The 19706-nt window shown below is 74.6% G+C and carries 21 protein-coding genes; 5 read left to right on the top strand and 16 right to left on the bottom strand.

What is annotated here, in order from left to right; genetic code table 11:
• Nucleotides 1-11: 11 nt before the first annotated feature.
• Nucleotides 12-374, top strand: a complete 363-nt coding sequence (locus MTF65_RS17525; RefSeq protein ID WP_243629640.1) for a helix-turn-helix transcriptional regulator — start codon at nucleotides 12-14, stop codon at nucleotides 372-374.
• Nucleotides 371-865, top strand: a complete 495-nt coding sequence (locus MTF65_RS17520) for a GNAT family N-acetyltransferase (protein WP_243629639.1) — start codon at nucleotides 371-373, stop codon at nucleotides 863-865. Before MTF65_RS17525 ends, MTF65_RS17520 begins: the two co-directional genes overlap by 4 nt.
• A gap of 37 nt (nucleotides 866-902) precedes the next feature.
• On the opposite strand, the gene MTF65_RS17515 is transcribed toward MTF65_RS17520, so the two are convergent.
• The 3 genes from MTF65_RS17515 to MTF65_RS17505 form a co-directional block, all read right to left on the bottom strand.
• Complete coding sequence (locus MTF65_RS17515) at nucleotides 903-1181, bottom strand: hypothetical protein (RefSeq protein WP_243629638.1); 279 nt, start codon at nucleotides 1179-1181, stop codon at nucleotides 903-905.
• Nucleotides 1182-1368: 187 nt separating this feature from the next.
• The gene (locus tag MTF65_RS17510) at nucleotides 1369-2214 is read right to left on the bottom strand and encodes an aquaporin (protein WP_243629637.1); all 846 of its coding nucleotides are present in this window, start codon (nucleotides 2212-2214) and stop codon (nucleotides 1369-1371) included.
• A 48-nt stretch (nucleotides 2215-2262) separates the two neighbouring features.
• Nucleotides 2263-2577 carry a helix-turn-helix transcriptional regulator gene (locus MTF65_RS17505; protein ID WP_243629636.1) on the bottom strand — a complete coding sequence of 105 codons (315 nt, stop codon included), beginning with the start codon at nucleotides 2575-2577 and terminating at the stop codon, nucleotides 2263-2265.
• Between the two features lie 81 nt (nucleotides 2578-2658).
• On the opposite strand from MTF65_RS17505, the gene MTF65_RS17500 reads away from it, so the two are divergent.
• Nucleotides 2659-3006: a three-helix bundle dimerization domain-containing protein gene (locus MTF65_RS17500; RefSeq protein WP_243629635.1), complete on the top strand. Its 348-nt coding sequence runs from the start codon at nucleotides 2659-2661 to the stop codon at nucleotides 3004-3006.
• 137 nt (nucleotides 3007-3143) lie between these two features.
• On the top strand, nucleotides 3144-3560 hold the full coding sequence (locus tag MTF65_RS17495; RefSeq protein ID WP_243629634.1) for an arsenate reductase ArsC: 417 nt from the start codon (nucleotides 3144-3146) through the stop codon (nucleotides 3558-3560).
• A gap of 78 nt (nucleotides 3561-3638) precedes the next feature.
• Here MTF65_RS17495 and MTF65_RS17490 read toward each other — a convergent pair whose 3' ends face one another.
• The 6 genes from MTF65_RS17490 to MTF65_RS17465 all read right to left on the bottom strand — a co-directional run bounded on the left by MTF65_RS17490 (nucleotide 3639) and on the right by MTF65_RS17465 (nucleotide 7170).
• Nucleotides 3639-4049, bottom strand: coding sequence for a four-helix bundle copper-binding protein (locus MTF65_RS17490; RefSeq protein WP_243629633.1), 411 nt, complete (start codon nucleotides 4047-4049; stop codon nucleotides 3639-3641).
• Between the two features lie 141 nt (nucleotides 4050-4190).
• Nucleotides 4191-4715, bottom strand: coding sequence for a DUF4396 domain-containing protein (locus MTF65_RS17485; RefSeq protein WP_243629632.1), 525 nt, complete (start codon nucleotides 4713-4715; stop codon nucleotides 4191-4193).
• A 160-nt stretch (nucleotides 4716-4875) separates the two neighbouring features.
• On the bottom strand, nucleotides 4876-5535 hold the full coding sequence (locus MTF65_RS17480; RefSeq protein ID WP_243629631.1) for a DUF305 domain-containing protein: 660 nt from the start codon (nucleotides 5533-5535) through the stop codon (nucleotides 4876-4878).
• A 136-nt stretch (nucleotides 5536-5671) separates the two neighbouring features.
• Nucleotides 5672-6082 (bottom strand): DUF6153 family protein, encoded by a 411-nt coding sequence (locus tag MTF65_RS17475; protein WP_243629630.1) that lies wholly within the window; start codon nucleotides 6080-6082, stop codon nucleotides 5672-5674.
• Between the two features lie 273 nt (nucleotides 6083-6355).
• The gene (locus MTF65_RS17470) at nucleotides 6356-6736 is read right to left on the bottom strand and encodes a helix-turn-helix transcriptional regulator (RefSeq protein ID WP_243629629.1); all 381 of its coding nucleotides are present in this window, start codon (nucleotides 6734-6736) and stop codon (nucleotides 6356-6358) included.
• A gap of 23 nt (nucleotides 6737-6759) precedes the next feature.
• Entirely contained in the window at nucleotides 6760-7170 is a 411-nt protein-coding gene (locus MTF65_RS17465; protein ID WP_243629628.1) for a VOC family protein, read from the bottom strand.
• Nucleotides 7171-7400: 230 nt separating this feature from the next.
• Here MTF65_RS17465 and MTF65_RS17460 point away from each other — a divergent pair, with 230 nt between their 5' ends.
• Complete coding sequence (locus tag MTF65_RS17460) at nucleotides 7401-10769, top strand: BTAD domain-containing putative transcriptional regulator (protein ID WP_243629627.1); 3369 nt, start codon at nucleotides 7401-7403, stop codon at nucleotides 10767-10769.
• Nucleotides 10770-10788: 19 nt separating this feature from the next.
• Here MTF65_RS17460 and MTF65_RS17455 read toward each other — a convergent pair whose 3' ends face one another.
• The 7 genes from MTF65_RS17455 to MTF65_RS30285 all read right to left on the bottom strand — a co-directional run bounded on the left by MTF65_RS17455 (nucleotide 10789) and on the right by MTF65_RS30285 (nucleotide 19544).
• Nucleotides 10789-10992, bottom strand: a complete 204-nt coding sequence (locus MTF65_RS17455) for a hypothetical protein (protein ID WP_243629626.1) — start codon at nucleotides 10990-10992, stop codon at nucleotides 10789-10791.
• A 96-nt stretch (nucleotides 10993-11088) separates the two neighbouring features.
• Nucleotides 11089-12786, bottom strand: coding sequence for an ABC transporter ATP-binding protein (locus tag MTF65_RS17450; protein WP_279399228.1), 1698 nt, complete (start codon nucleotides 12784-12786; stop codon nucleotides 11089-11091).
• Between the two features lie 437 nt (nucleotides 12787-13223).
• A complete protein-coding gene (locus tag MTF65_RS17445; RefSeq protein WP_279399187.1) occupies nucleotides 13224-14180 on the bottom strand; it encodes a JmjC domain-containing protein in 957 nt (318 codons plus the stop codon).
• A gap of 296 nt (nucleotides 14181-14476) precedes the next feature.
• Complete coding sequence (locus MTF65_RS17440; RefSeq protein ID WP_243629624.1) at nucleotides 14477-15835, bottom strand: lanthionine synthetase C family protein; 1359 nt, start codon at nucleotides 15833-15835, stop codon at nucleotides 14477-14479.
• The gene (locus tag MTF65_RS17435; protein WP_243629623.1) at nucleotides 15832-16017 is read right to left on the bottom strand and encodes a hypothetical protein; all 186 of its coding nucleotides are present in this window, start codon (nucleotides 16015-16017) and stop codon (nucleotides 15832-15834) included. Before MTF65_RS17435 ends, MTF65_RS17440 begins: the two co-directional genes overlap by 4 nt.
• The gene (locus tag MTF65_RS17430; protein ID WP_243629622.1) at nucleotides 16014-19334 is read right to left on the bottom strand and encodes a lantibiotic dehydratase; all 3321 of its coding nucleotides are present in this window, start codon (nucleotides 19332-19334) and stop codon (nucleotides 16014-16016) included. Before MTF65_RS17430 ends, MTF65_RS17435 begins: the two co-directional genes overlap by 4 nt.
• Before the next feature lie 84 nt (nucleotides 19335-19418).
• Nucleotides 19419-19544 carry a hypothetical protein gene (locus MTF65_RS30285; RefSeq protein ID WP_279399186.1) on the bottom strand — a complete coding sequence of 42 codons (126 nt, stop codon included), beginning with the start codon at nucleotides 19542-19544 and terminating at the stop codon, nucleotides 19419-19421.
• Nucleotides 19545-19706: the final 162 nt, after the last annotated feature.

Raw genomic sequence — 19706 nt, 5'->3', positions numbered from 1 at the left:
ATGATGGGGCCATGACTACGAAGGTGTTGCCGCTGCTGGAGCCGGCGGCCGTGGCGGCGTGCTGCCCGCCCCTGTCAGAGCGCCCGCTGACGGCCGAGGAGGCCGAGCGGACGGCCGTCATGTTCAAGGCGCTGGGCGACCCGGTCCGCCTGCGGCTGTTCTCGCTGGTCGCCTCGCACGAGGGCGGTGAGGCGTGCGTGTGCGACATCTCGGATGTCGGCGTGTCCCAACCGACGGTCTCCCACCACTTGAAGAAGCTGCGGGAGGCGGGGCTGCTGTCCGCCGAACGGCGCGGCACCTGGGTGTACTACCGGGTCGAGCCCGCAGTGCTCGCCGCCATGGGCCAGCTCCTGACCCGCGCGGCCACCGCATGAGCATCACCATCGCGCCGCTGACCGACGCGCACGCGGACGAGGTTCTGGCGATCTACCAGGCGGGGATCGACGAGGGCAACGCCACCTTCGAGACCATCGCCCCCACCTGGGAGGTGTTCGAGGCGGGCAAGCTGCCGGAGCACTGCTTCGCCGCCGTGGGCGAGGACGGCGAGGTTCTGGGGTGGGTGGCGGCGAGCGCGGTCTCGGACCGGTGCGCGTACGCGGGCGTGGTCGAGCACTCCGTCTACGTTCACCCCGCCGCCCGTGGGCGCGGCGTCGCCATGCGGCTCCTCACGGCACTGATCGGCTCGGCGGAGGCCGCGGGGATCTGGACGATCCAGTCCGGCATCTTTCCCGAGAACCGTGCGAGCCTCGCCCTCCACCAGCGGGCCGGATTCCGGGTCGTCGGCACCCGCGAGCGCATCGGCCGTCACCACGGCGTGTGGCGCGACGTGGTCCTGCTGGAGCGCCGCAGCCCCGCCGTCACCTGACGACCGAGGTTTCCCGTGACGACGTCCCGTCTGCCGGTCAGTACGGGCGCGGGGACATGACGCGCTGCTCGCCGTCGGGCAGGTGCAGGACGCAGCGCGGAACGCCGGGCCCGGATGCCGTCCTGACCTCGGCCGGAGTCGGCGGGTCGGTGGGCAGTTCGATGGGGAGGACGACGGGCCGGTCGTGGGCAGTCCGCTCGTGGGCGACCTCCTTGCCGTCCACGAGGATCTCCACCAGGGGCTTGCGGCCAGTCTCGATGGTGACGCTTACCGAGTGGCCTGCGTGGTCGATGTGGAAGTGGTGGCGCATGTGCATCGTGCGGCCTTCCGGCAGTCCCCCGGACAGCCTTGCCCTTCCAGGGTAGGCGTGCCAGCCGGGTCACGGCGCGGCGCGAGCCCGGAGTGGACCTGGGCGACCTGGGCGACCTGGGCGACCTGGGCCGCCGATCACCACCACGTCCGACGAAGGCGGCGCTGCGTCAGGCCCACTTCCGTGCGCGGCGTCAGGCCGCGGGTACCTCGGCGGCCGTGCTCTCGCCGCGCATGAAGATGACCGCCACCAGGGCCAGGCCCACCACGACGCCGATCAGCTGCATGCCGATGAAGCCGGCCACGGAGGCGGGGGCGATGCCCGCGAAGGTGTCCGTGAAGGCACGACCGATGGTCACCGCCGGGTTGGCGAAGGAGGTCGAGGAGGTGAACCAGTAGGCAGCGCCGATGTACGAGGCCACGGCCACAGGCGCGAAGCGGAGGCGGTCGGTACGGGCCAGGCCGAAGATCAGCAGGATCAGGCCGGCCGTGGCCACGACCTCGCCGAGGAGGAGGTTCCCGGCGGAGCGGTCGTGGGTGGACCACTTCACCAGCGGCTCACCGAACATCGCGTCGGCGAGGATCGCGCCCGCGATCGCGCCCGCGATCTGGGAGGGGACGTAGACGGCCAGCTCGCGGCCGTTGACGCCGGCGCCGCCGCGACGGGCGGTCCACCACTCGGCCAGCGTGACGGCCGGGTTGAAGTGGGCGCCGGAGACCGGGCCGAGGAGGGCGATGAGGACGCCGAGGCCGAAGACGGTGGCCGTGGAGTTCGCGAGTAGCTGCAGGGCCACGTCCTGGGTGAGCTTCGTGGCCTGGATGCCGGAGCCGACGACGATCGCCACGAGTGCGGCGGTGCCGACCGTCTCGGCGGCGGCGCGGGCGATCAGCGGGGTGCGGGGCTGGGTGCGGGGCGCGGTGCGGGGCGGGGTCGCGCCGGGCGCGGGCTGCGGCCCGTCGGCAGGCGGCGCGTCGGCAGGCAACTGCGGCCCGTCGGCAGGCATCGCTATCGGGGCGCCGACGGGCTCGGTGGCGGTCAAGGCAGGGTCTCCTCGGGCTGGTGAGGCGGGGCAGACAAGCCGCGAAGGCTAGGGGCAGGACCGCTTGAGGTTCGCTTCGGCGGTGGCGCGGGCAGTCGTAGCGAGGTCGGCGAACTGACCGGCGAGGGCTTCGATGACGTCCGGGCGCAGGCGGTAGTAGGTGAACCGTCCGCAGGGCTCCGTCTCGACCACCCCGGCCTCGCGCAGCACCTTCAGGTGGTTGGACAGGTTCGTCTGCTTGGCACCTGTCTCCTCCACGAGGTGGGTGGTGCAGAGCGTCTCCTTGGCGAGGAGGGTCACGATCTGGAGCCTGAGCGGGTCGGCCAGAACCCGAATCAGATCAGTGTCGACTGACGTCATCATGTGCTGATACTGTCACATCAGCTGGGGCTGACACCAGTCCGAGCTGAACTGACCTCATTGGCTCCTTTGAACGGGAACGCCATGTCCACGCCCACGTCCGCATCGCCATCGCCCCTCCTGCCGGACGAACGCCTGGCCGCAGGGGCCGCCCGTCTCGCCTTCCGGTACGCCGGCCACTTCGCGCCGGAGACCGTACTCGGCCTGCTCACCGACTCGTACGCACGTCTCGCCGAGCACGCCCGGATCCGTACGCACCTGATCGTGCCGGCGGAACGGCTGACCGCTGAGCGACTGGACGCTCTGGCACACCGGCGAGCCCACACCCAAGGGCGGGTGAGCGGGCCGACACGGGTGACGATGGACTGCGGGGACGCCTGCCCCGTCGTGCCCGGCCGCCGTCGTTCGCGACATCCGCGACATTCGCGATGAAATCGACGCCCACGTCAGCGAGCTGCTCGTACAGCTCGCGCAGCTCGCACAACTCGCGCCATAGAGCCCACGCTTCCCCACCGCGGTCACCGCAATCGCCGCAGTCCCCGCAGTCGCCTCAACCCAAGGAAGAACAGATGTCCTCCGCTCCAGCCGCCTCCGTCCTGTTCGTCTGCATCCACAACGCGGGCCGCTCCCAGATGGCGGCCGGGTTCCTGCGCCACCTCGCGGGTGACCGCGTCGAGGTCCGCTCCGCCGGCTCGGTCCCCGGTGACCAGGTCAACCCTTCGGCCGTCGCGGCCATGGCCGAGCTGGGCATCGACATCTCCGACCAGAAGCCGAAGATCCTCACCCCGGAGGCCGCCCAGGCGTCCGACTACATCATCACCATGGGCTGCGGCGACGCCTGCCCGTACTTCCCCGGCAAGACCTACCTCGACTGGCAGCTTGAGGACCCCGCGGGCCAGGGCGTCGAGGCCGTACGCCCCATCCGCGACGAGATCAAGGGCCTCATCGAGGGCCTGATCGCCGAGATCGACGCCAAGAAGGCGTGAACCGGCGGTACCGACACGACCGCGACTGACGGCACAGGCAACGCCACGGCACCGGCTGCGCCGCCGCCCTCGACCCCGTCAGCCGAGGGCTCCGAGGAGTTCGTTGCACGCCTGCTCGCAGGAGCGGCAGGCTTCGGCGCAGACGCGGCAGTGCTCGTGCACGTCGGCATGCTTGGCGCACTCGTCGCCGCACGCCTTGCAGGCCATGGCGCACGCCCGGAGCATCGCGGCCGTGATGTTGGCGTCGTAGCCGGTGTGCCGCGAGAGCACGGCGGCGGTGGCGGTGCAGATGTCGGCGCAGTCCATGTCGGTGCGGATGCACTTGGTCAGGTCACCGACCATGCCTTCGGACAGGCAGGCGTCCGCGCACGCCGTACACGCCTGCGCGCAGGCGATGCACTCCTCGATGCAGCGGGTGAGCTTGGCCTGGTCGATGTTGCCGAGGTCGGCCGGGTAGGTGGCGAGCATGTCCTTGACGGTGTGGGACATCAGGGTGCCTCCGTTCCCCGCGGGGCCGGCGGATCCGGGCGGCCGCCGTCAAAGCCCCCGGTACTTCCAGCTAACGCCCCTGGACGCGAAGCTGCCCGGGCACACCGCGATGGGGTGCCCGGGCGGCTTCGCGTCCAGGGGTCAGTGGTAGGCGTGGACGACGGCGTGGCCCTTGCCGCGGCCGATCATCCACTTGTTGATCGGGGTCGTGAGCAGGAAGGCGACCACGAACCCGCCCAGCAGCGACGTCCAGAACAGCGCCTCGGTCAGGTGGGCGTCCATCGCGCCGGGGACCAGGGCGATGATCCCGTTGTCGACGAGTTCCATGACGAAGATGGAGACGGTGTCGGCGGCCAGTGCCACCTTGATCGCGGTCTTGAAGTCCAGGCCGGCCTTGCGGATCGCGAACATGGTCAGGGAGTAGCCGAAGACGAAGGCCAGGACGATCGCCAGGGCCATGGTGGGCACGTTGTCCCACAGCAGGGCGGTACCGATCGCCATGCCGAGGATCTCGCCGATGGCGCACCCGGTCAGGCAGTGCAGCGTCGCCTTCGCGGCGGCTCCCCAGGTCACCGTGCCCATCTCGTGCCCGGCGTGACCCTCATGCGCCTGGTGCGCGTCGTGGTCGTGTGCGGTGCCGGCGTGGTGTGCGCTGTGGTGGTCCATGACCCCTCATCCCCATTCCCGTCCAGTGTGACCCCGCTCTCGCGGCCCCACACCACAAAACGGTATACCCCCCAGGGGTATTCCGCGAGGGGTCGAGGGCAACAAAAAACGCCGGGGTGTGGGGGGCCTCAAGGCCCCCCACACCCCGGCGCGGGGTCGGTCAGCTCTTGCCGAGCAGGCTGTTCATCCTGGTGATCTCGGCGGTCTGCGAGGTGATGATGGCGTCCGCCATCGCCTTGGCGTCGGGGAAGGCGCCGTCGGCCTTCTCCGTCTTCGCCATCGCCACGGCGCCCTCGTGATGCTTGATCATCATCTCCATGAAGGCGGTGTCGAACGCCTTGCCGGACGCCTTCTTCAGCTCGTCCATCTCCTCGGGCGTCATCATGCCGCCCGCGCCGCCCGTGCCGCCCGCGCCGTGCATGGAGTGGTCCATGGCGCCCTCGGCGGGCACCTGCTCACCCCACGAGGTCAGCCAGCCCGAAAGGGTCTTGATCTCCGGGTCCTGGGCCTTCTTGATCTCGTCCGCGAGCGCCTTCACCTCGGCGGACTCCGCGCGGGTCGCGGCGAGGTCCGCCATCTCCACGGCCTGACGGTGGTGCGGAATCATCCCCTTCGCGAAGGCGACGTCGGCGGCAGCGCGCTGGCCCTGCGAGGCCGGAGCGGACGAGGCGGACGGGGCAGCCGAGGCTGCCGACGGGGTCGAACGGTGGCCGTCGTGCCCGGCGGAGGCGTCGTCGCTCGACCCGCACGCGGCCAGGACGAGCGAGGCCGCGCCCGAGGCGACGACGATGGCGGTACGGCGGATGAATTGCTTGTTCATGGTGGTGCGACTCCTTGATGCGCAGCCCGATACGGGCATGCGCGGCCGAGGCGGAAGTGAGGGCATGGCCTTCAGCGCGGCACCTCTTCACCTTCACCCGGGCAACGCCGGGCAAGGGGGTGCCGTGCGGGCCGCTCTATATCCGCAGGAGTTGCAGCTCGGCTAGATCAGGTGGCGCCCGCCCGCTCTCCGGGACCCCGGCGGCACTACTGGGCAGCGCCGCAACGGCAGGCGTGACGCCGAGAGCAGATGCCAGCGCAGGCGGAACGTACGGAGCGCCGACACCGGTCGCCGCACACGTCGCGTCCGCATGATCCGCATGGCGTGCTCCGCCATCGTTGTGCGAGCAGCCCCCCACCACCTGATGGACGGCCTTCTCATGGGCCATCACCATGCCGTGACCGCCGCCAGCCGCCCGCGCCTTCATGGGCCCCGGCCCCGGCCCCAGCCCATGCATCGCCAGCACACCGACCAGCACCGCCAGCACCAGCAGCACAAAACCGCGCCCGACAGGGCGACGGCGAGGCGACAGGACGGCAGAGCTCATGCGGTCATCGTACGATCCCCCCCCCGAGCGCGGCTCACCCCACCCACCAGGCACCGACGCCGAGCGCCACCCCTCCCCGCGCTGCCAGCCCCAGCCCGCCTCACCCTGCCACTCGCCCTCCGGCGCGGTCGCCGGCACCTATCACACCGGCCGCTTCACGAAGGTTCCCCGCCTCGCGAAGCTCCTGCGCGTGCCCACACCCGCCGACCGCGGCCCCGCCCGACCGTGACGGCCCGGCACGCAGCTCGTCGAGTTCGCGCGGGGCGAACCGGATCAGGGCGCGGGTGCCGCGCGGCGCCGATAGGCGCTGGGTGGCATGCCGACCAGCTCGGTGAAGCGGGTGGTGAAGATGCCCGGCGATGGGCAGCCGACCGTGCGGCGGACCTCGGTGACGCTGAGGTCGCCGCGCCGCAGCAGTGCCGTCGCGCGCTCGATGCGACGCGCCGTCAGATAGGCGTACGGCGACGCGCCGTAGGCGAGCCGGAACTGGCGGCTGAGGTGCCCGGACGGCATGTTCGCGGCGCGGGCGAGCGCCTCGACGTTCAGCGGCCGCGCGTACTCCCGGTCGATCCGGTCGCGGACGCGGCGCAGTCGCGCGAGGTCCTTCAGGTGCTGCGCGGCGGTCAGTGCCCGTCCCCATGCGGGATGACACATGAGAGGACTCCCTCCGTCCCGGCTCAGCGGAGCTCTTGGATGCGGATCAGGTTGCCCGCGGGATCGCGGAAGGCGCAGTCGCGAACGCCGTACGGCTGATCGGTCGGCTCCTGGACGACCTCGGCGTCGCGGGCCTGCACCTTCTCGAAGGTGCCGTCGAGGTCCCGGGTGGCCAGCAGGATCCAGCCGTAGGTGCCCTTGGCCATCATCTCGGCGATGGTGCGGCGCTCGTCCTCGGTGACCCCGGGGTCGGTGGCCGCCGGCGCCAGGAGGATGGACGTGCCGGGCTGATCGACGGGGCCGACCGTGATCCAGCGCATCGTGCCGTGTCCGACGTCGCTGCGGACCTCGAAGCCGAGGGCGTCGCGGTAGAAGGCCAGGGCGGCGTCCGGGTCGTCATGCGGGAGGGAGGCCGTGTGAATGGTGATGTCCATGGCCGTCACGCTAGCCGTGGCTCCGTGGCGGGCGCTTCTCGAATCCTGATCTGTCCGGCCACCGGCCCACCGGCCCAGCTGTCACCTGCCGCCTGTCTCGCGTACGCCGCCTGACGTTGCGTCATCCAGCGGGGAATCGGCCAGCCGCTCCGGCGAGGTGGACGTACCCGGTCGGGGGCTTGACATGATCGGTTCCTACGCCGAGACCACGGCGACCACAGGGGGGCGGAATGACGACAGGACCACGGTTCTCGTTGCTGGGACCGATGCGCGCGTACCGGGGGGACGAACGCCTCGGCACCGGGACACCGCAGCAGCAGGCCATGCTGGCGGTACTGCTGCTGCGGTCCGGGCACGGCGCGGGGCTCGGGGAGCTCGTCGACGCGCTGTGGGGCGAGGAGCCGCCGAACGCGGCCGTCACCACGCTGCGGACCTATGCCTGGCGGTGGCGCAAGGTGCTGGAGCCGGGGGGCTCCGCGGCGCCGGGTGTGCTCGTCTCGGTGGGCGACGGGTACCGGCTCTGCCTGCCGAAGCTCTCCCTCGACGTGCAGCAGGCCGAGGAACTGGCGGCCCGGGCGGCCGCCGAGCGGGTCGCGGGGCGGCGGGAGGCGGCCGCGCGGCTGCTGCGCGAGGCGCTCGCGCTGTGGCAGGGGGAACCGCTGGCCGCACTGCCCGGGCCCTTCGCCGAACGTCAGCGGTCCCGCCTGGAAGAGCTGCGCCTGCGCCTCCTGGAGGACCGGCTGGAGCTGGACATAGAGGCGGGCGGCGAGGCCGCGGCCGTGCCCGACCTGCGGCTGCTGACCGCCGAACACCCGCTGCGGGAGCGGCCGGTCGCGCTGCTGATGCGCGCCCTGTGCCGGACCGGCCGCCAGGCCGACGCCCTGAACCTGTTCCGGACCGCCCGACAGGGGCTGATCAGCGAGATCGGGCTGGAGCCCGGACCGGAACTGGTCTCGTTGCACCAGCGCATCCTGAACGGCGACCGGGAACTCGCCGACCCCGTCGTCCACGGGGACGGCGGGCGGCGCGGGCCCGTCTCCGTGGCGGGGACGGTGGCCGGGGCGACGGGCGGGGCGACGGCCGGGGTGACGCCGGGGGCGACCCCGTACGCCCAGGCGACCCCGGCCCAGGCGACCCCGGCCTCAGCGACCCCGGCCCCGGCGGGCCGTGAGGCCTCTGCGGGCCCCGCGGGACCGGGAGGCCCCGCGGGACCGGGAGGCCCCGCGGGACCGGGGGGCCTCGCGGCCCCTGCGGGCTCCGCCGCCGACGGGTCCGCCACGGCCGGCCAGGCCGCGCCGGCGGAGCCCGGGGCGGCCGGAGCGTCAGGCGCCGAGCCCCGGCCCGTGCCGGCCCAGACGCCCAGCGCGCCCGTCGACTTCACCGGCCGCACCGCCCTCGTACAGCGGCTCGCCGACGCCCTGACCCCCGCAGGCGACGGCGGCCTGGACGTCGCCCTGATCTCCGGCATGGGCGGCGTCGGCAAGACCGCCCTCGCCCTCCACACGGCCGAACGGGTCCGGTGCTCCTTCCCGGACGGCCAGCTGTACGCGGACCTGCGCGGCACCGACGCCCACGACCCCTGCGACCCGGGCCACGTGCTGGTCGGCTTCCTCGCCGCCCTCGGCGTCACCGCCGAGGCCCTGCCCGCGGACGCCGAGGGCCGGGCCGCGCTGTTCCGCTCGATGACCGCCGGCCGGCGGCTGCTGATCGTCCTCGACAACGCGCGCGACGCCGCCCAGGTACGCCCGCTGCTGCCCGGCCCCGGCCAGTGCGCCGTACTGGTCACCAGCCGGCCGCGGCTGGCCGGACTGCCCGCCCGGTACCAGGCCGACCTGGACGTCTTCGACCTCCCCGAAGCACTCGACCTGTTCGGGCGGGTGATCGGCCCGGAACGGCTGGCCGCCGAACCCGAGACCGCCCGCGACCTCGTCGCCACCTGCGGCTTCCTGCCCCTGGCCGTCCGGATCGTGGCCGCCCGGCTGGCCGCCCGCCCCCGCTGGACGGTCGCGCTGCTCGCCACCCGGCTGGCCGACGAGCGGCGCCGGCTCAACGAGCTGCGCGTCGGGGACCTGGCCATCGCCCCGGTCTTCGAGCTCGGCTACCGCCAGCTCTCCGCCGAACAGGCCCGCGCCTTCCGGGTGCTGGCCTGCCTGGACGGCCCGGGCATCGGCCTCACGTCCGCCGCGGCGGCGCTGGGCGACGACGAGTTCCTCGTGGAGGAGGTACTGGAGTCCCTGGTGGACGTGGCCATGCTGGAGTCGCCGACGCCCGGCCGCTACCGCTTCCACGACCTGCTGCGCGCCTTCGGCCGGCAGTGCGCGGACGCCGACCGGGCCGAGGTCCGCGAGGCGCTCGACCGGCTCCTGGACCACCTGCTGGCCACGGCGTGCGCGGCGTTCCGGCACGCCGTACCGGGTGATCCGGTCGCGGGCGCGCTGGGCCCGCTGCGGACGGACCCGCTGTCCTTCGACGGACTGCAGCCGGCCCGGTCCTGGGCGCTGACCGAGTCGGAGACCGCGCTCGCGCTGGCGGCGCAGATCGCGGCCCGGGCGGACAGCGGCGCAGGTTCCGGCGCAGGTTCCGGCGACGCGAGTTCCGGCGCAGGTGCCGGCACATGTTCCGGCGACGCGAGTTCCGGCGCGAGTTCCGACGCGCGTACCGGCCAGGACGCCGACGCGCGTACCGGCCAGGCCGACGGCGCGCGGCCCGGGCTGTGCGCCGCCATCGACCTGCTGATCGCCCTGAGCCCCTTCCACCAGGACACCCGCTACAGCCAACTGGCCCCCACCGGACGCCTGCTGGCCGAAGCGGCGGCCCGGCACGGGGACCGCAAGGCCGAGGGCCGGGCCCGGTTCCTGTGCGGGACGATCGCGCTCAAGGACACCCGGCTCGCCGAGGCCGAGACCGAGGCCCGGCTCGCCGTCCTGGCCTGCCGCGAGGCGGGCGACACCGTGGTGCTGCGCCAGGCCCTCAACGACCTCGGCCTCGTCGCGCAGTTCCTGCGCCGCTTCGACGAGGCGATCGACTGTTTCGACGAGGCCATCGCGCTGGCCAGGGAACTCGACCACCGCTCCGGCGAGTACGCCACCACGGTCAACGCGGCCCTCGCCCGGGTGCGCAGCGGCCGCGCCCACGAGGCCGTCCCGGCCTGTGAGGCCGTACTGCCCGGGCTGCGGGAGATGGACGACCGGCACGGCATCTGTTACGCCCTGTATGTACTGGGGCTCGCGCTGCACGCCATGGGACGGTACGAGGAGGCGATCGTCCGGTACGGGGAGTGCCTGGCCGTCGCCGGGCCCGCGGGGATCCAGCAGCGGGTGGCGCACGCCCGGTACCGGATGGCCGACACGCTGCGCGCGGTGGGCCGGCACGAGGAGGCCCAGGCGCAGGCGGAAGCGGCGCTGCTGCTCTGCCAGGACCTCGGATCCGACCGGGACAGCGGCCACGCGCTGGTGGTGCTCGGCCGGACCCTCGCCGAACGCGGCCGCGCCGAGGAGGCCAGGAGCCGGCTGCTCAGCGCCTCGGCGCTGTTCGCCCGGCTCGGCCTGCCCGACGTGGCCGACGTCGAGGAACTCCTCGCCGGGCTCTCGACGGGCTGAACCGCTGCCGCGCGAGGCCTCAGGAGCCGGTGCTGTTCCAGTTCCCCTCCTGGAGGTCGGGCGTCAGGTCCGTCGTGACGGTCTGGTCGAAGATCTCCGGGGGGAGGTCCGCGCTCGCGGTGGCGGCGGTGCCGATGACGAGGCCCAGGGCCAGCCCGCCCGCCAGCAGGAGGGCGGAGGTCCGGCGGACGAGGGGCGTGGCGGGCTTGCGCTTACCGGTCATGGCGTCAGTCCTTCGCTGGAAGAGCGTGGTCGGGATCATTATGTGAAGGACCGTTCTATTTCCGATCAACGTCGGATCAACGTCGGAAGATGCCGGTCAGGAACGGTCCAGCAGCTGGGTGCGGACGAGCCGCGCGTAGAGCTCGTCCGCCGCCAGCAGCTCCCGGTGGGTGCCGGTGGCGCGGGCCCGCCCCGATTCCAGGACCACGATCCGGCGGGCGTCGGTGACGGTGGACAGCCGGTGCGCGATCACCACGACCGTCGTCTCCCGGGCGATGTCGGCGACGGCGTCGCGCAGGGCCCGCTCGTTCTCGGCGTCCAGCTGCGAGGTCGCCTCGTCCAGCAGCAGCAGCCGCGGACGGCGCAGCAGGGCGCGGGCGATGGCCACGCGCTGGCGCTGGCCGCCCGACAAGGCCGTGCCCCGGTAGCCGAGTTCGGTGTCCAGGCCGGCGGGCAGCCGCTCGACGAGCCCGTCGAGCCGGGTCAGCCCGAGGACGGCGCGCAGCTCCTCGGCCGAGGCCCAAGGCGCGGACTGCGTCAGATTCTCCCGCAGCGTGCCGGACAGGACGGGGGCGTCCTGCTCCACGTACCCGATGGTGGCCCGCAGATCGGTCAGCGGCCAGTCCCGAACGTCGCGGCCGTCGAGGAGGATCCGGCCCGCGCGGGGCTCGTAGAACCGCTCCAGCAGCGCGAAGACGGTGCTCTTGCCGGCGCCGGACGGGCCGACGAGCGCGGTGAGCCCGCCGGCCGGGACGTCGAGCGACAGTTCGTCGAGGACGGTGGTGGCCCGGCCCGGGTAGCCGAAGGAGACGCGCCGCAACTCCAGCGCGAGGGGCGCGGTCCGTCCGGCGGGAGGCTCCGGCGCCCGGTCGGTGACCGGTTCGACGGCCAGGGACTCGATTTCGTGGATGCGCTGGGCGGCGGCCGAACCGCGCTGCACCAGACCGGCGCTGCCGGCGAGCTGGGTGAGCAGCGGGCCGATGAACAGGACGTAGAAGAGGAAGGCGACGAGCGCCGACATGGTCATCTGCCCGGTGGCCACCCGGGTGCCGCCGAACCCGAGCACGGTGAGGAAGGCCAGCCGTACGGAGAGCCCGGAGGCGACCTCGACGGCGGCCTCCCAGCCGACGGCGCGCACCCCGCTGCGCCAGGCGCGGCGGGCGGCCTCCCGGGCGGCCGCGGTCTCCTGGCGTTCCAGGCCGTTCGCCTTGACGGTGCGGAAGGCGCCGAGGGAGCGTTCCAGGGTGGCCCCGAGTTCGCCGGTGACCTGCTGGGAGCGCCGGGCGGCCCGGCCGATCCGGGGGAGGGTGAGCGTGCCCAGCCCGCAGACGGTGCCGAGCACGCCGACCGTGGCGCCCGCGAGCACCGGGTCGAGGAGGAACATCGCGGTCAGGCCCCCGAACACCATCAGGGCCGAGGTCGCGCAGACCGCGAGGGCCTGTCCGGCCGCGGCCCGCAGCTGGACGGTGTCGGAGGTGAGCCGGGCGACGAGGTCGCCGGGGCGCTGCCGGTCCATGTCGGGCACCGGCAGCCGCAGCACCCGGGCGGCCAGCCGCTCACGCGTGGTGCGCACCACGCCCTCGGCCGTGCGCTCCAGCAGGTACGAGCCCGCTGACGTGATCAGTACGGAGGCCAGTACGAGGGCGCCGAGGCCGATCGCGGACGCGGTGGGCGAACCGCCGGCGACCAGGCGGTCGATGAGGGCCTTGGCAGCCATCGGCTCGGCGAGCCCGGCCAGCCCCCCGAGGAGGGCGAGCGCCGCGCCGACCGCGAGTCGGCCCCGATGGGGCCGCAGATGGCGCGTCAGCAGGAGCCGCAGCCCGGAGGGCGACCCGGGTACGGGCGCGGTCGCCGGTTCGGGCGCGGGTTCGCGGTCGGGTTCGGGTGCGGGCGCGGGTGCCGGTCCGGGCGCGGGTTCGGGGTTGGGTCCGGACGCGGGCGCCGGTCCGGGCGCGGGTTCGGGGTTGGGTCCGGACGCGGGCGCCGGTACGGGTACGGGTTCGGGCGCCGGTCCGGGTGCGGGTTCGGGTTCGGGGTTGGGTGCGGGTGCGGGTGCGGGTGCCGGTCCAGGCGCGGGTGCCGGTGCCGGTCCGGGTTCTGGTGCGGGCGCTGGCGCTGGCGCGGGTTCGGGGTTGAGTGCGGAGGCGGATGCGGGCGCGGGCGCTCGTACGGGTGCGGGCTTGGGCGCCGCGCCGTGGGCGGGCGGGGGGCCGATCAGTGCCTCGGCGCCGTTCACGCGGCGCTCGCCGCCGGGTCGCGCGGGGTGCCGAGCCGTGCGGCCAGCGCCGCGATGCCCGGGTTCCCGCCGAGTCCGGGGACCGTACCCTCGGCGAGCTGCGCGAGGCGGGCGTGCTCCACCAGGGACGCGGGGGTCAGTTCCGGAAGCCGGGTCCGGAACCGGTCCAGCAGCAGTTCGGCGGCCGCGTGCAGGGCGGCGTCGTCCAGCGGGCGGGCCGGCAGCGGCAGCGAGTCCAGCAGCAGGCGCTGCAGGGAGGCGAACAGCTGTTGGGCTCCCACCTCCCGGATCGTGAGCGAGAGGTGGGAGGAGAGCCCCTCACCGCCCACCGCCTCGTGGGCGAAGCCCCGGGGGATGTAGAGCACCTCCCCGGCACACAGGGTGTCCGCCAGCAGGGCCGGGCCGCCGTCGGCGACCTCGCCCGGCCCCCAGTCGGGACCGGCGGGACCACCGCGCACCGTCCAGCGCTTGCTGCCGGTGCCCTGGAGCAGCAGCACGTCGGCGTCGTCGCGGTGCAGGTCGAGGCCCTGCGCCCCCGGCGGGGTGACGAAGAAGAACGCCTCGACGCGGCGCCCGAGTTCGGCCTCCAGGGCGTGGGTCAGCGCCCGGGTCGCCGGGTGCCAGTGCTCGACGTTGCGCAGCACGAGGGTGGCGCCCTCGGCGAGCAGCTCCCGTACGCGGTCCGGGTCGGCGTACCCGGGGGTGGTCACCCCCGCGACGGTGCGGGCCCGGGTGTAGCGGGCGGAGTGCACCGGGTCGCCCGCGCGCGCGATTTCGAGGTGGGGCACGCGCAGCAGCCCGCCCGCCACGGCGGTGTCGATCTCCTCCAGGCTGAGCGGAGCGGCCGGTCCGGCGCCGGGACCGGGCCGGAAGACGGCCGGCGCGGTCCGCCAGTGGCGGTCGAGGAAGGCGTCCGTGTCTCCCACCCAGCGGGTGAGTTCCTCCCGGTGCATGGGGTCTCTTCTCTCTGTCGGGTACGTCGGTACGTCGGGGTACGTCGGGTACGTGATCGGTGTCGGCCGGGCCGGGCGGGCGGGCCAGCCGGGCGGCCCGGGCGGGTCGGCCGGGCCAGCCAGCCAGCCAGCCAGCCTGGCCAGCCAGCCGGTCCAGCCGGTCCAGCCGGTCCAGCCGGTCCAGCCGGTCCAGCCGGTCCAGCCGGTCCAGCCAGCCAGCCGGGCGAGTCAGCCGGGCGGGCCAGCCGGGCCAGCCGGGCCAGCCGGGCCAGTAGGGCGGGTGGCGCGGGCGCGGCTCAGGCCAGTAGCAGCGCGCGGTCCCAGCGGGTGGCGGGTGCGGTGTCCGAGGCGAAGGTGTGGAGGGCGAGTGCGGCCCCGGCCGCGCCGGTGAGGAAGCCGCCCGGGTGCTCCTCGGGCGGGCGTTCCCCCGGGGCGGTGGCGAAGCCGAACGGCGCGTCCTCGTCGGCGAGGTCCAGCAGGCGGGCGGCCAGCCCCGGGAGGTGCCCGGCGAGTCGGGGATCGCCGCTGTCGCGGGCCACGCGCCAAGTGATCTGGAGCAGCCCGGCCAGCCCGTGGCAGAGCCCGGCCTCGGCCGGCGGCTCCGCCTCGCCCGCGTCGCCCGCCTCGCCCGCCTCGGCGCGGGTCAGCGCGGAGCGCAGCGCCACGACCGCGGCCTCCTGCCAGCGGGACACGCCCAGGGCCAGGCCCGCCAGTTGGAGGGCGCGGGCGATGCCCGGGGTGCCGTAGCACCAGGAGGGCCGTCCGGGCCGCTGCCGCGAGGGGCCCAGGGACAGCTGGCCGGGCCACCAGGGGCCCTCGGAGTCAGTCTGGCGCTGCGCGAGGAGCCACTCGGCGAGCTCGGTGATCGCGGCCCGCTGGCCGGGCACGCGTACCCCCTGGCTCCACGCCAGGGCCAGCAGCGCGAGCGGGCCGGGCACTCCGTGGGCCATGCCCAGGTTGGCGTGGCCCGCCGACGGGACCACCGGTCGGTACGCGGCTCCGTCGAGCGCCACCCACCAGCCGGGCAGCACCCTGTTGTCCGCGCGCACCGGCCGGGTGAGCGACGTCAGCGCCCTCAGCAGCCGCGTGACGGCGGCTTCGGCGGGGCGGCCGAGTTCCAGCAGGTGCGCGCCGAGTCCGGCCTGCCCGCTGATCACGTCGTACGCGGTGAAGGTGGTGCAGCCGAGGTTCCCGTCGAGGCGTTGTTCCTCGCGCTCGGCCCGGGCGCCCGCCACGTCGGCGACCAGGCCCCCGAGGTGGGCCCGGGCCGCGCGCTGCCCGTCCGGGCCGTCCGCCGCCCGGTGCAGGGCGAACGACAGCGCGGCCAGGGGGCCGTACAGCCCCTGCGGTCCGGGGGCCGTCGCCAGCCGGGCGAGCGAGGCGGCGTGGCGTATCCAGCGGTGGGCGGTGGCACGGTGCGCCGGATCGGTGTGCGCGAGTTCGGCGTGGAGCAGCGCGATGCCCGGCGCGCCGTCACTGAGGCTCGCGGCGTGGAAGACGGACGCGTCCCGCGCTGAGGCGGAGGCCGGGGCCGGGGCCGGCATGGCCCCGGGGTCCGCGAGGCGGCGCGCGACGGTCGCCACGGTGTGGGCGGCCCGCTCGCGCAGCTCGTTCTCCCGCGCCCGCACCGGGTGCACCGGGTTCACAGGGCTCACCGGCCCTCCCGCGCACGGTCGAGGCGGGCGGAGGCTGTGGGCGGGACGGTGGCCGGGGCCGGGGTCTGGTGGGTCCCGGGGTCGGCGAGGCGGCGCGCGACGGTCGCCACGGTGTGGGCGGCCCGCTCGCGCAGCTCGTTCTCCCGCGCCCGCACCGGGTGCACCGGGTTCACAGGGCTCACCGGCCCGCCCGCGCACGGACGAGGCGGCTGCGCAGGGCCACCGCGGCCAGGGCGAAGGAGCGTTCCTCCGCGGGACGGTCGATGCCGGTGAGCCGGTTGTGATGCATGTGCAGAAGCGCGTCCAACGGGCCGAAACCGGCCGCCCCCAGTTCGCGCAGCAGCCTCCCGTACGCGGACAGGGCGGGGGCGCGCCGCTCCCAGCAGGCCAGCAGCGCCGGGCCGCCGGGCAGGCCGCGCAGCTGCTCCCAGTCGCCGAGCGGGTCGATCAGCTCCCGTGCCAGGTCTTTGGCGGCGCGGGAGGGTTCGGCGGCCCCCGGGTGCGCCGGACGGTCGATCAGGTGCCGGACGCCTTCCGGGGTGCCGGCGACGCGGCAGGCCAGATCGACGTGCCCGAGCGCCGTCAACACGGTCCGGTCCAGCGCCAGTTCGCCCTTGTCAAGCAGTTCGGCCTGTGCGAGGCAGGCGATGCTGTCCGCCTGGAAGGCCCGTTCGGCGGCGGTCGCAGCGGCGGGTCCTCCGTAGCGTTCGAGTTCGGGCTCGTAGGTGTCCAGGACGAGCCTGCCCCCGAGGCCTTCGGCGGCGAGCCGGTCGGACCAGGCGCCCAGCCGGGGCAACAGGGACCCGGAGAGCTCGGCGGGGTCGCCGTGGAAGCGCAGCCGCAGATGGGCGTCCGGGTCGCGATAGCGGAGGTAGAACCAGCGGTCGACGGCGCCGGGCAGACCCGCCAGCAGCCGGGGCAGCCACTGGGCGAGGATCTCGTCCTGGCGCTCGGCCGAGCAGTACACCTTGGCGTACAGCCACTGCGAGCCGGGGCCGTGGGCGGTGCGCACGCGGCGTGGCTCGGGGACGGGCATCGACATGAGCATGGGCGTGGGCGTGGGCGTGGGCGTGGGCATCGGCATGGACTTGGGCATGGACATGGGCCGCACCTGGCTGCCCGGCGACGGCAGGCCGCCGGTCTGCCGGTCCGCCCGGATCAGCGGGAAGGCGATCTCGTTGACCCGGCCGGACGGCTCCGAGGGACCGTCGGCCAGCCAGCCGGAACCGTGACCGCAGCTCGTCGGAAGCTCCTGGACCACGCCGCCCGGGCGGCGCAGCCATTCGTCCCGCAGCAGCGCGCGGTGGAAGGGGCGCCGCAGGTCGAGGGCGATGCGGTTGTCCCCGTTGACGCTCTCCACCAGGTCGGGCACCCGCCAGCGGGAGCGCCAGGCGTCGAAGCGCCGCTCCCAGTCGTCCGGGGCGGTGGCCCGGTCCTGGAGCGCCGGATCCGTCGGGCGCCAGCGCGCCAGGGTGAGCACGGTGCGCCCGCGCCGGACCCTGGGCAGGTACGGCAGGGTGTCCGCGGCCCCCCAGCGCCAGCGCGGCCAGGCCGGCAGGCCGTTCTCGCTCACCTCGTGCAGGAAACGGGCCGCGTTCGGCGCGTGCCACACCGTCGCGAGCATGCTGGGGACGACCGGCACGACCTCGCGGCCGAGCCGGGGCGCGACCACCGCGAGCCGGTGCACGTCGGCGACGACGGCCAGGTCGGACACGCCGAGGTCGGTGCCGCCCGTGCCGCCGGTACGGGCGGCGCCGTCGCTGCGGTCGGCGAACGCGCCGAGCGTGATCGTGTGCTCCAGGCGGCGCGGGACCAGCGCCACGTTGGCGGTCTCGCCGCGCGGCGGCGGGAACCGCATCTGCGCGGTGACGGCACCCGGCGCGGCCGCGGGCACCTGCCGCACCAGCTCGGTGACGTGTGCGTCGTCGTCGCCCAGGACGAACCCGAAGCGCCCCGCGTGCGCCCCGGCCGTACGCGCTCCGCCGGTGACGACCAGCCGGAAGTCACCGTCGGCCAGCGCCTCGGGGGTGTCGGCGAGCAGCTGCGCCAGGATCTCGAAGGACGGTGGCGGTGGCGCCTCCCCGCCGTCCGCCGCGAGCCGCTCCAGCAGGGCGTCGTCCAGGACGATCTCCCGCTCACCGTTGACGGACGCCTCCTGGGCCAGCTCGGTCAGCAGCCGGTCCTGGTCCTTCGGCCCCGGCCCCTTGGGGTCCGCGGGCGTCGCGCGCAGGGTCCGCGCGGTGGCGGGCAGCCGGTACCCGGCCGGACCGCCGAGGCCGGTGTCCGGATCGAGGACCTCCTTCAGCGGTACGGCGCGCCCGGCGCCGTAGCGTTCCAGGAAGTCCTCGTGGTACTGGCGCAGATGGGCCGGACCCGGCCGGGCCGCGGCCAGTCGCCACAGCGCCTCGGCGGCCCGCTCCACCTCGGCGCGCACGGCGGGCGGCAGCCGGACGTCCACGTCGAGGCCCAGATCGACCTGGAGGAGGTGGTCCGACGGGTGCAGCGCGGCCATCCGGCGAATCGCGGCGTCCCGGGCCGCCAGGCCGGAACCCAGCGGGGCCGCCGCGTACGTGGCCAGCTCCCGGTGGATCGAGGCGAGTTCGGTGACGACCTCGGCCACGGGGGCGGGCAGCGGTTCGGCCGTGGGGCGCGCCGTGGGGCGCGGTGCCAGCAGCACCAGTACGTGGCCGAGCGGATCCGGGCCGTCCAGCGGCGGGCGCAGCTCCGTCAGCAGTACCTCCGAGCCGATGAGGTCGATGAGCAGCCGCTCCACGGTGGCGGCGGCGACTCCGGGGTAGGCGGCGACGAGTTCGGTGAGCAGATCGGCGAACCGCACGGGCGGCGCCGCGCGTTCGACGACGCGCAGCACCACCTCGCCCGCCCGGACGGAGACCTCCTGGGCGGCCGGGCGGACACCCGCACCGGGGGCCGGGACGTACGGGACGACCAGCCGGCCGCCGCGCCGGAAGCACAGGTCGTTGGCGGTGACGCGGAGCCGCCGCAGCACGGCGGGCTCCCGCTCCAGCCGGGCCACCACCTCGGTCAGCCAGCCCATGTCGGGCCGCGCCGCCTTGCGGTGGCGTTCGCCCCAGACGACCTTGGGCGCCTCGGCGAAGCCGATCGCGGCGACCCCGGCCATGGTGCCGAAGGGGGTGACCCGGCCGGACATCCGCAACCGGTAGCGGGCCAATGCCCTGACCGCGCGACGCAGTTGCTTGATGCGGACCGGTTCCCCCGCGAGCACCGCGTCGAGGGTCCGGCTCAGGGAGGGGCTCGCCAGCGAGACCGCCTCCCTGAGCCGGGCGTCGGACGCCGCGGTACGGAGGTGGGCCCGCAGGTCCGACTCCTGGTCGCCGGGCTCGCCGGGCTCGCCCGGCTCGTCGCGGGCCCCGGGCGGCTCCGGCGCCCGGGGCGCGGCGCGGAACAGCAGGGTGTCCGCGCAGCGGAAGGTCGACGTATCGGGGGTGTCACCGCCCGGGTGGGAAGCGGGTGCCGCCACGGGGATCCTCCAGGAGAGTGCGGGTGAACAAGCGAGGCGGCCCGGGGGAGGGCCGCCTCACTGGTGGTTCTGTCAGACCGACCGTCAGATGGTGGTCCGGCAGTAGAACGGCCAGGAGCCGGTGGCGGCCTGGGCGTCGGCCTGGTCGTCCTCGACGGGGGCGGCGATCTCGATGATGTCCAGCTCGAACAGCTCGTTGACGTTGGTCATGACGACTCCTTCGGATGCGGTGCGCCCCCGTTGCCGGGGGCGGCCTCCGGGCTTCTCCCGGGCGGCTTGTGACCAACTTACGAAGCCCGGAACAACGTGCGTTCGACGCGGGATCGACGCCGGATCAACGACGCCGGATCAACGCCCCGGCGGGGGCTGCCG

Origin of the sequence: Streptomyces sp. APSN-46.1, assembly GCF_022815725.1 — a bacterium.
In the GTDB taxonomy this organism is placed as follows: Bacteria; Actinomycetota; Actinomycetes; order Streptomycetales; family Streptomycetaceae; genus Streptomyces.
Note: the sequence above shows the minus strand (reverse complement) of the source record. Positions and strands in the feature narration are given on the sequence as shown.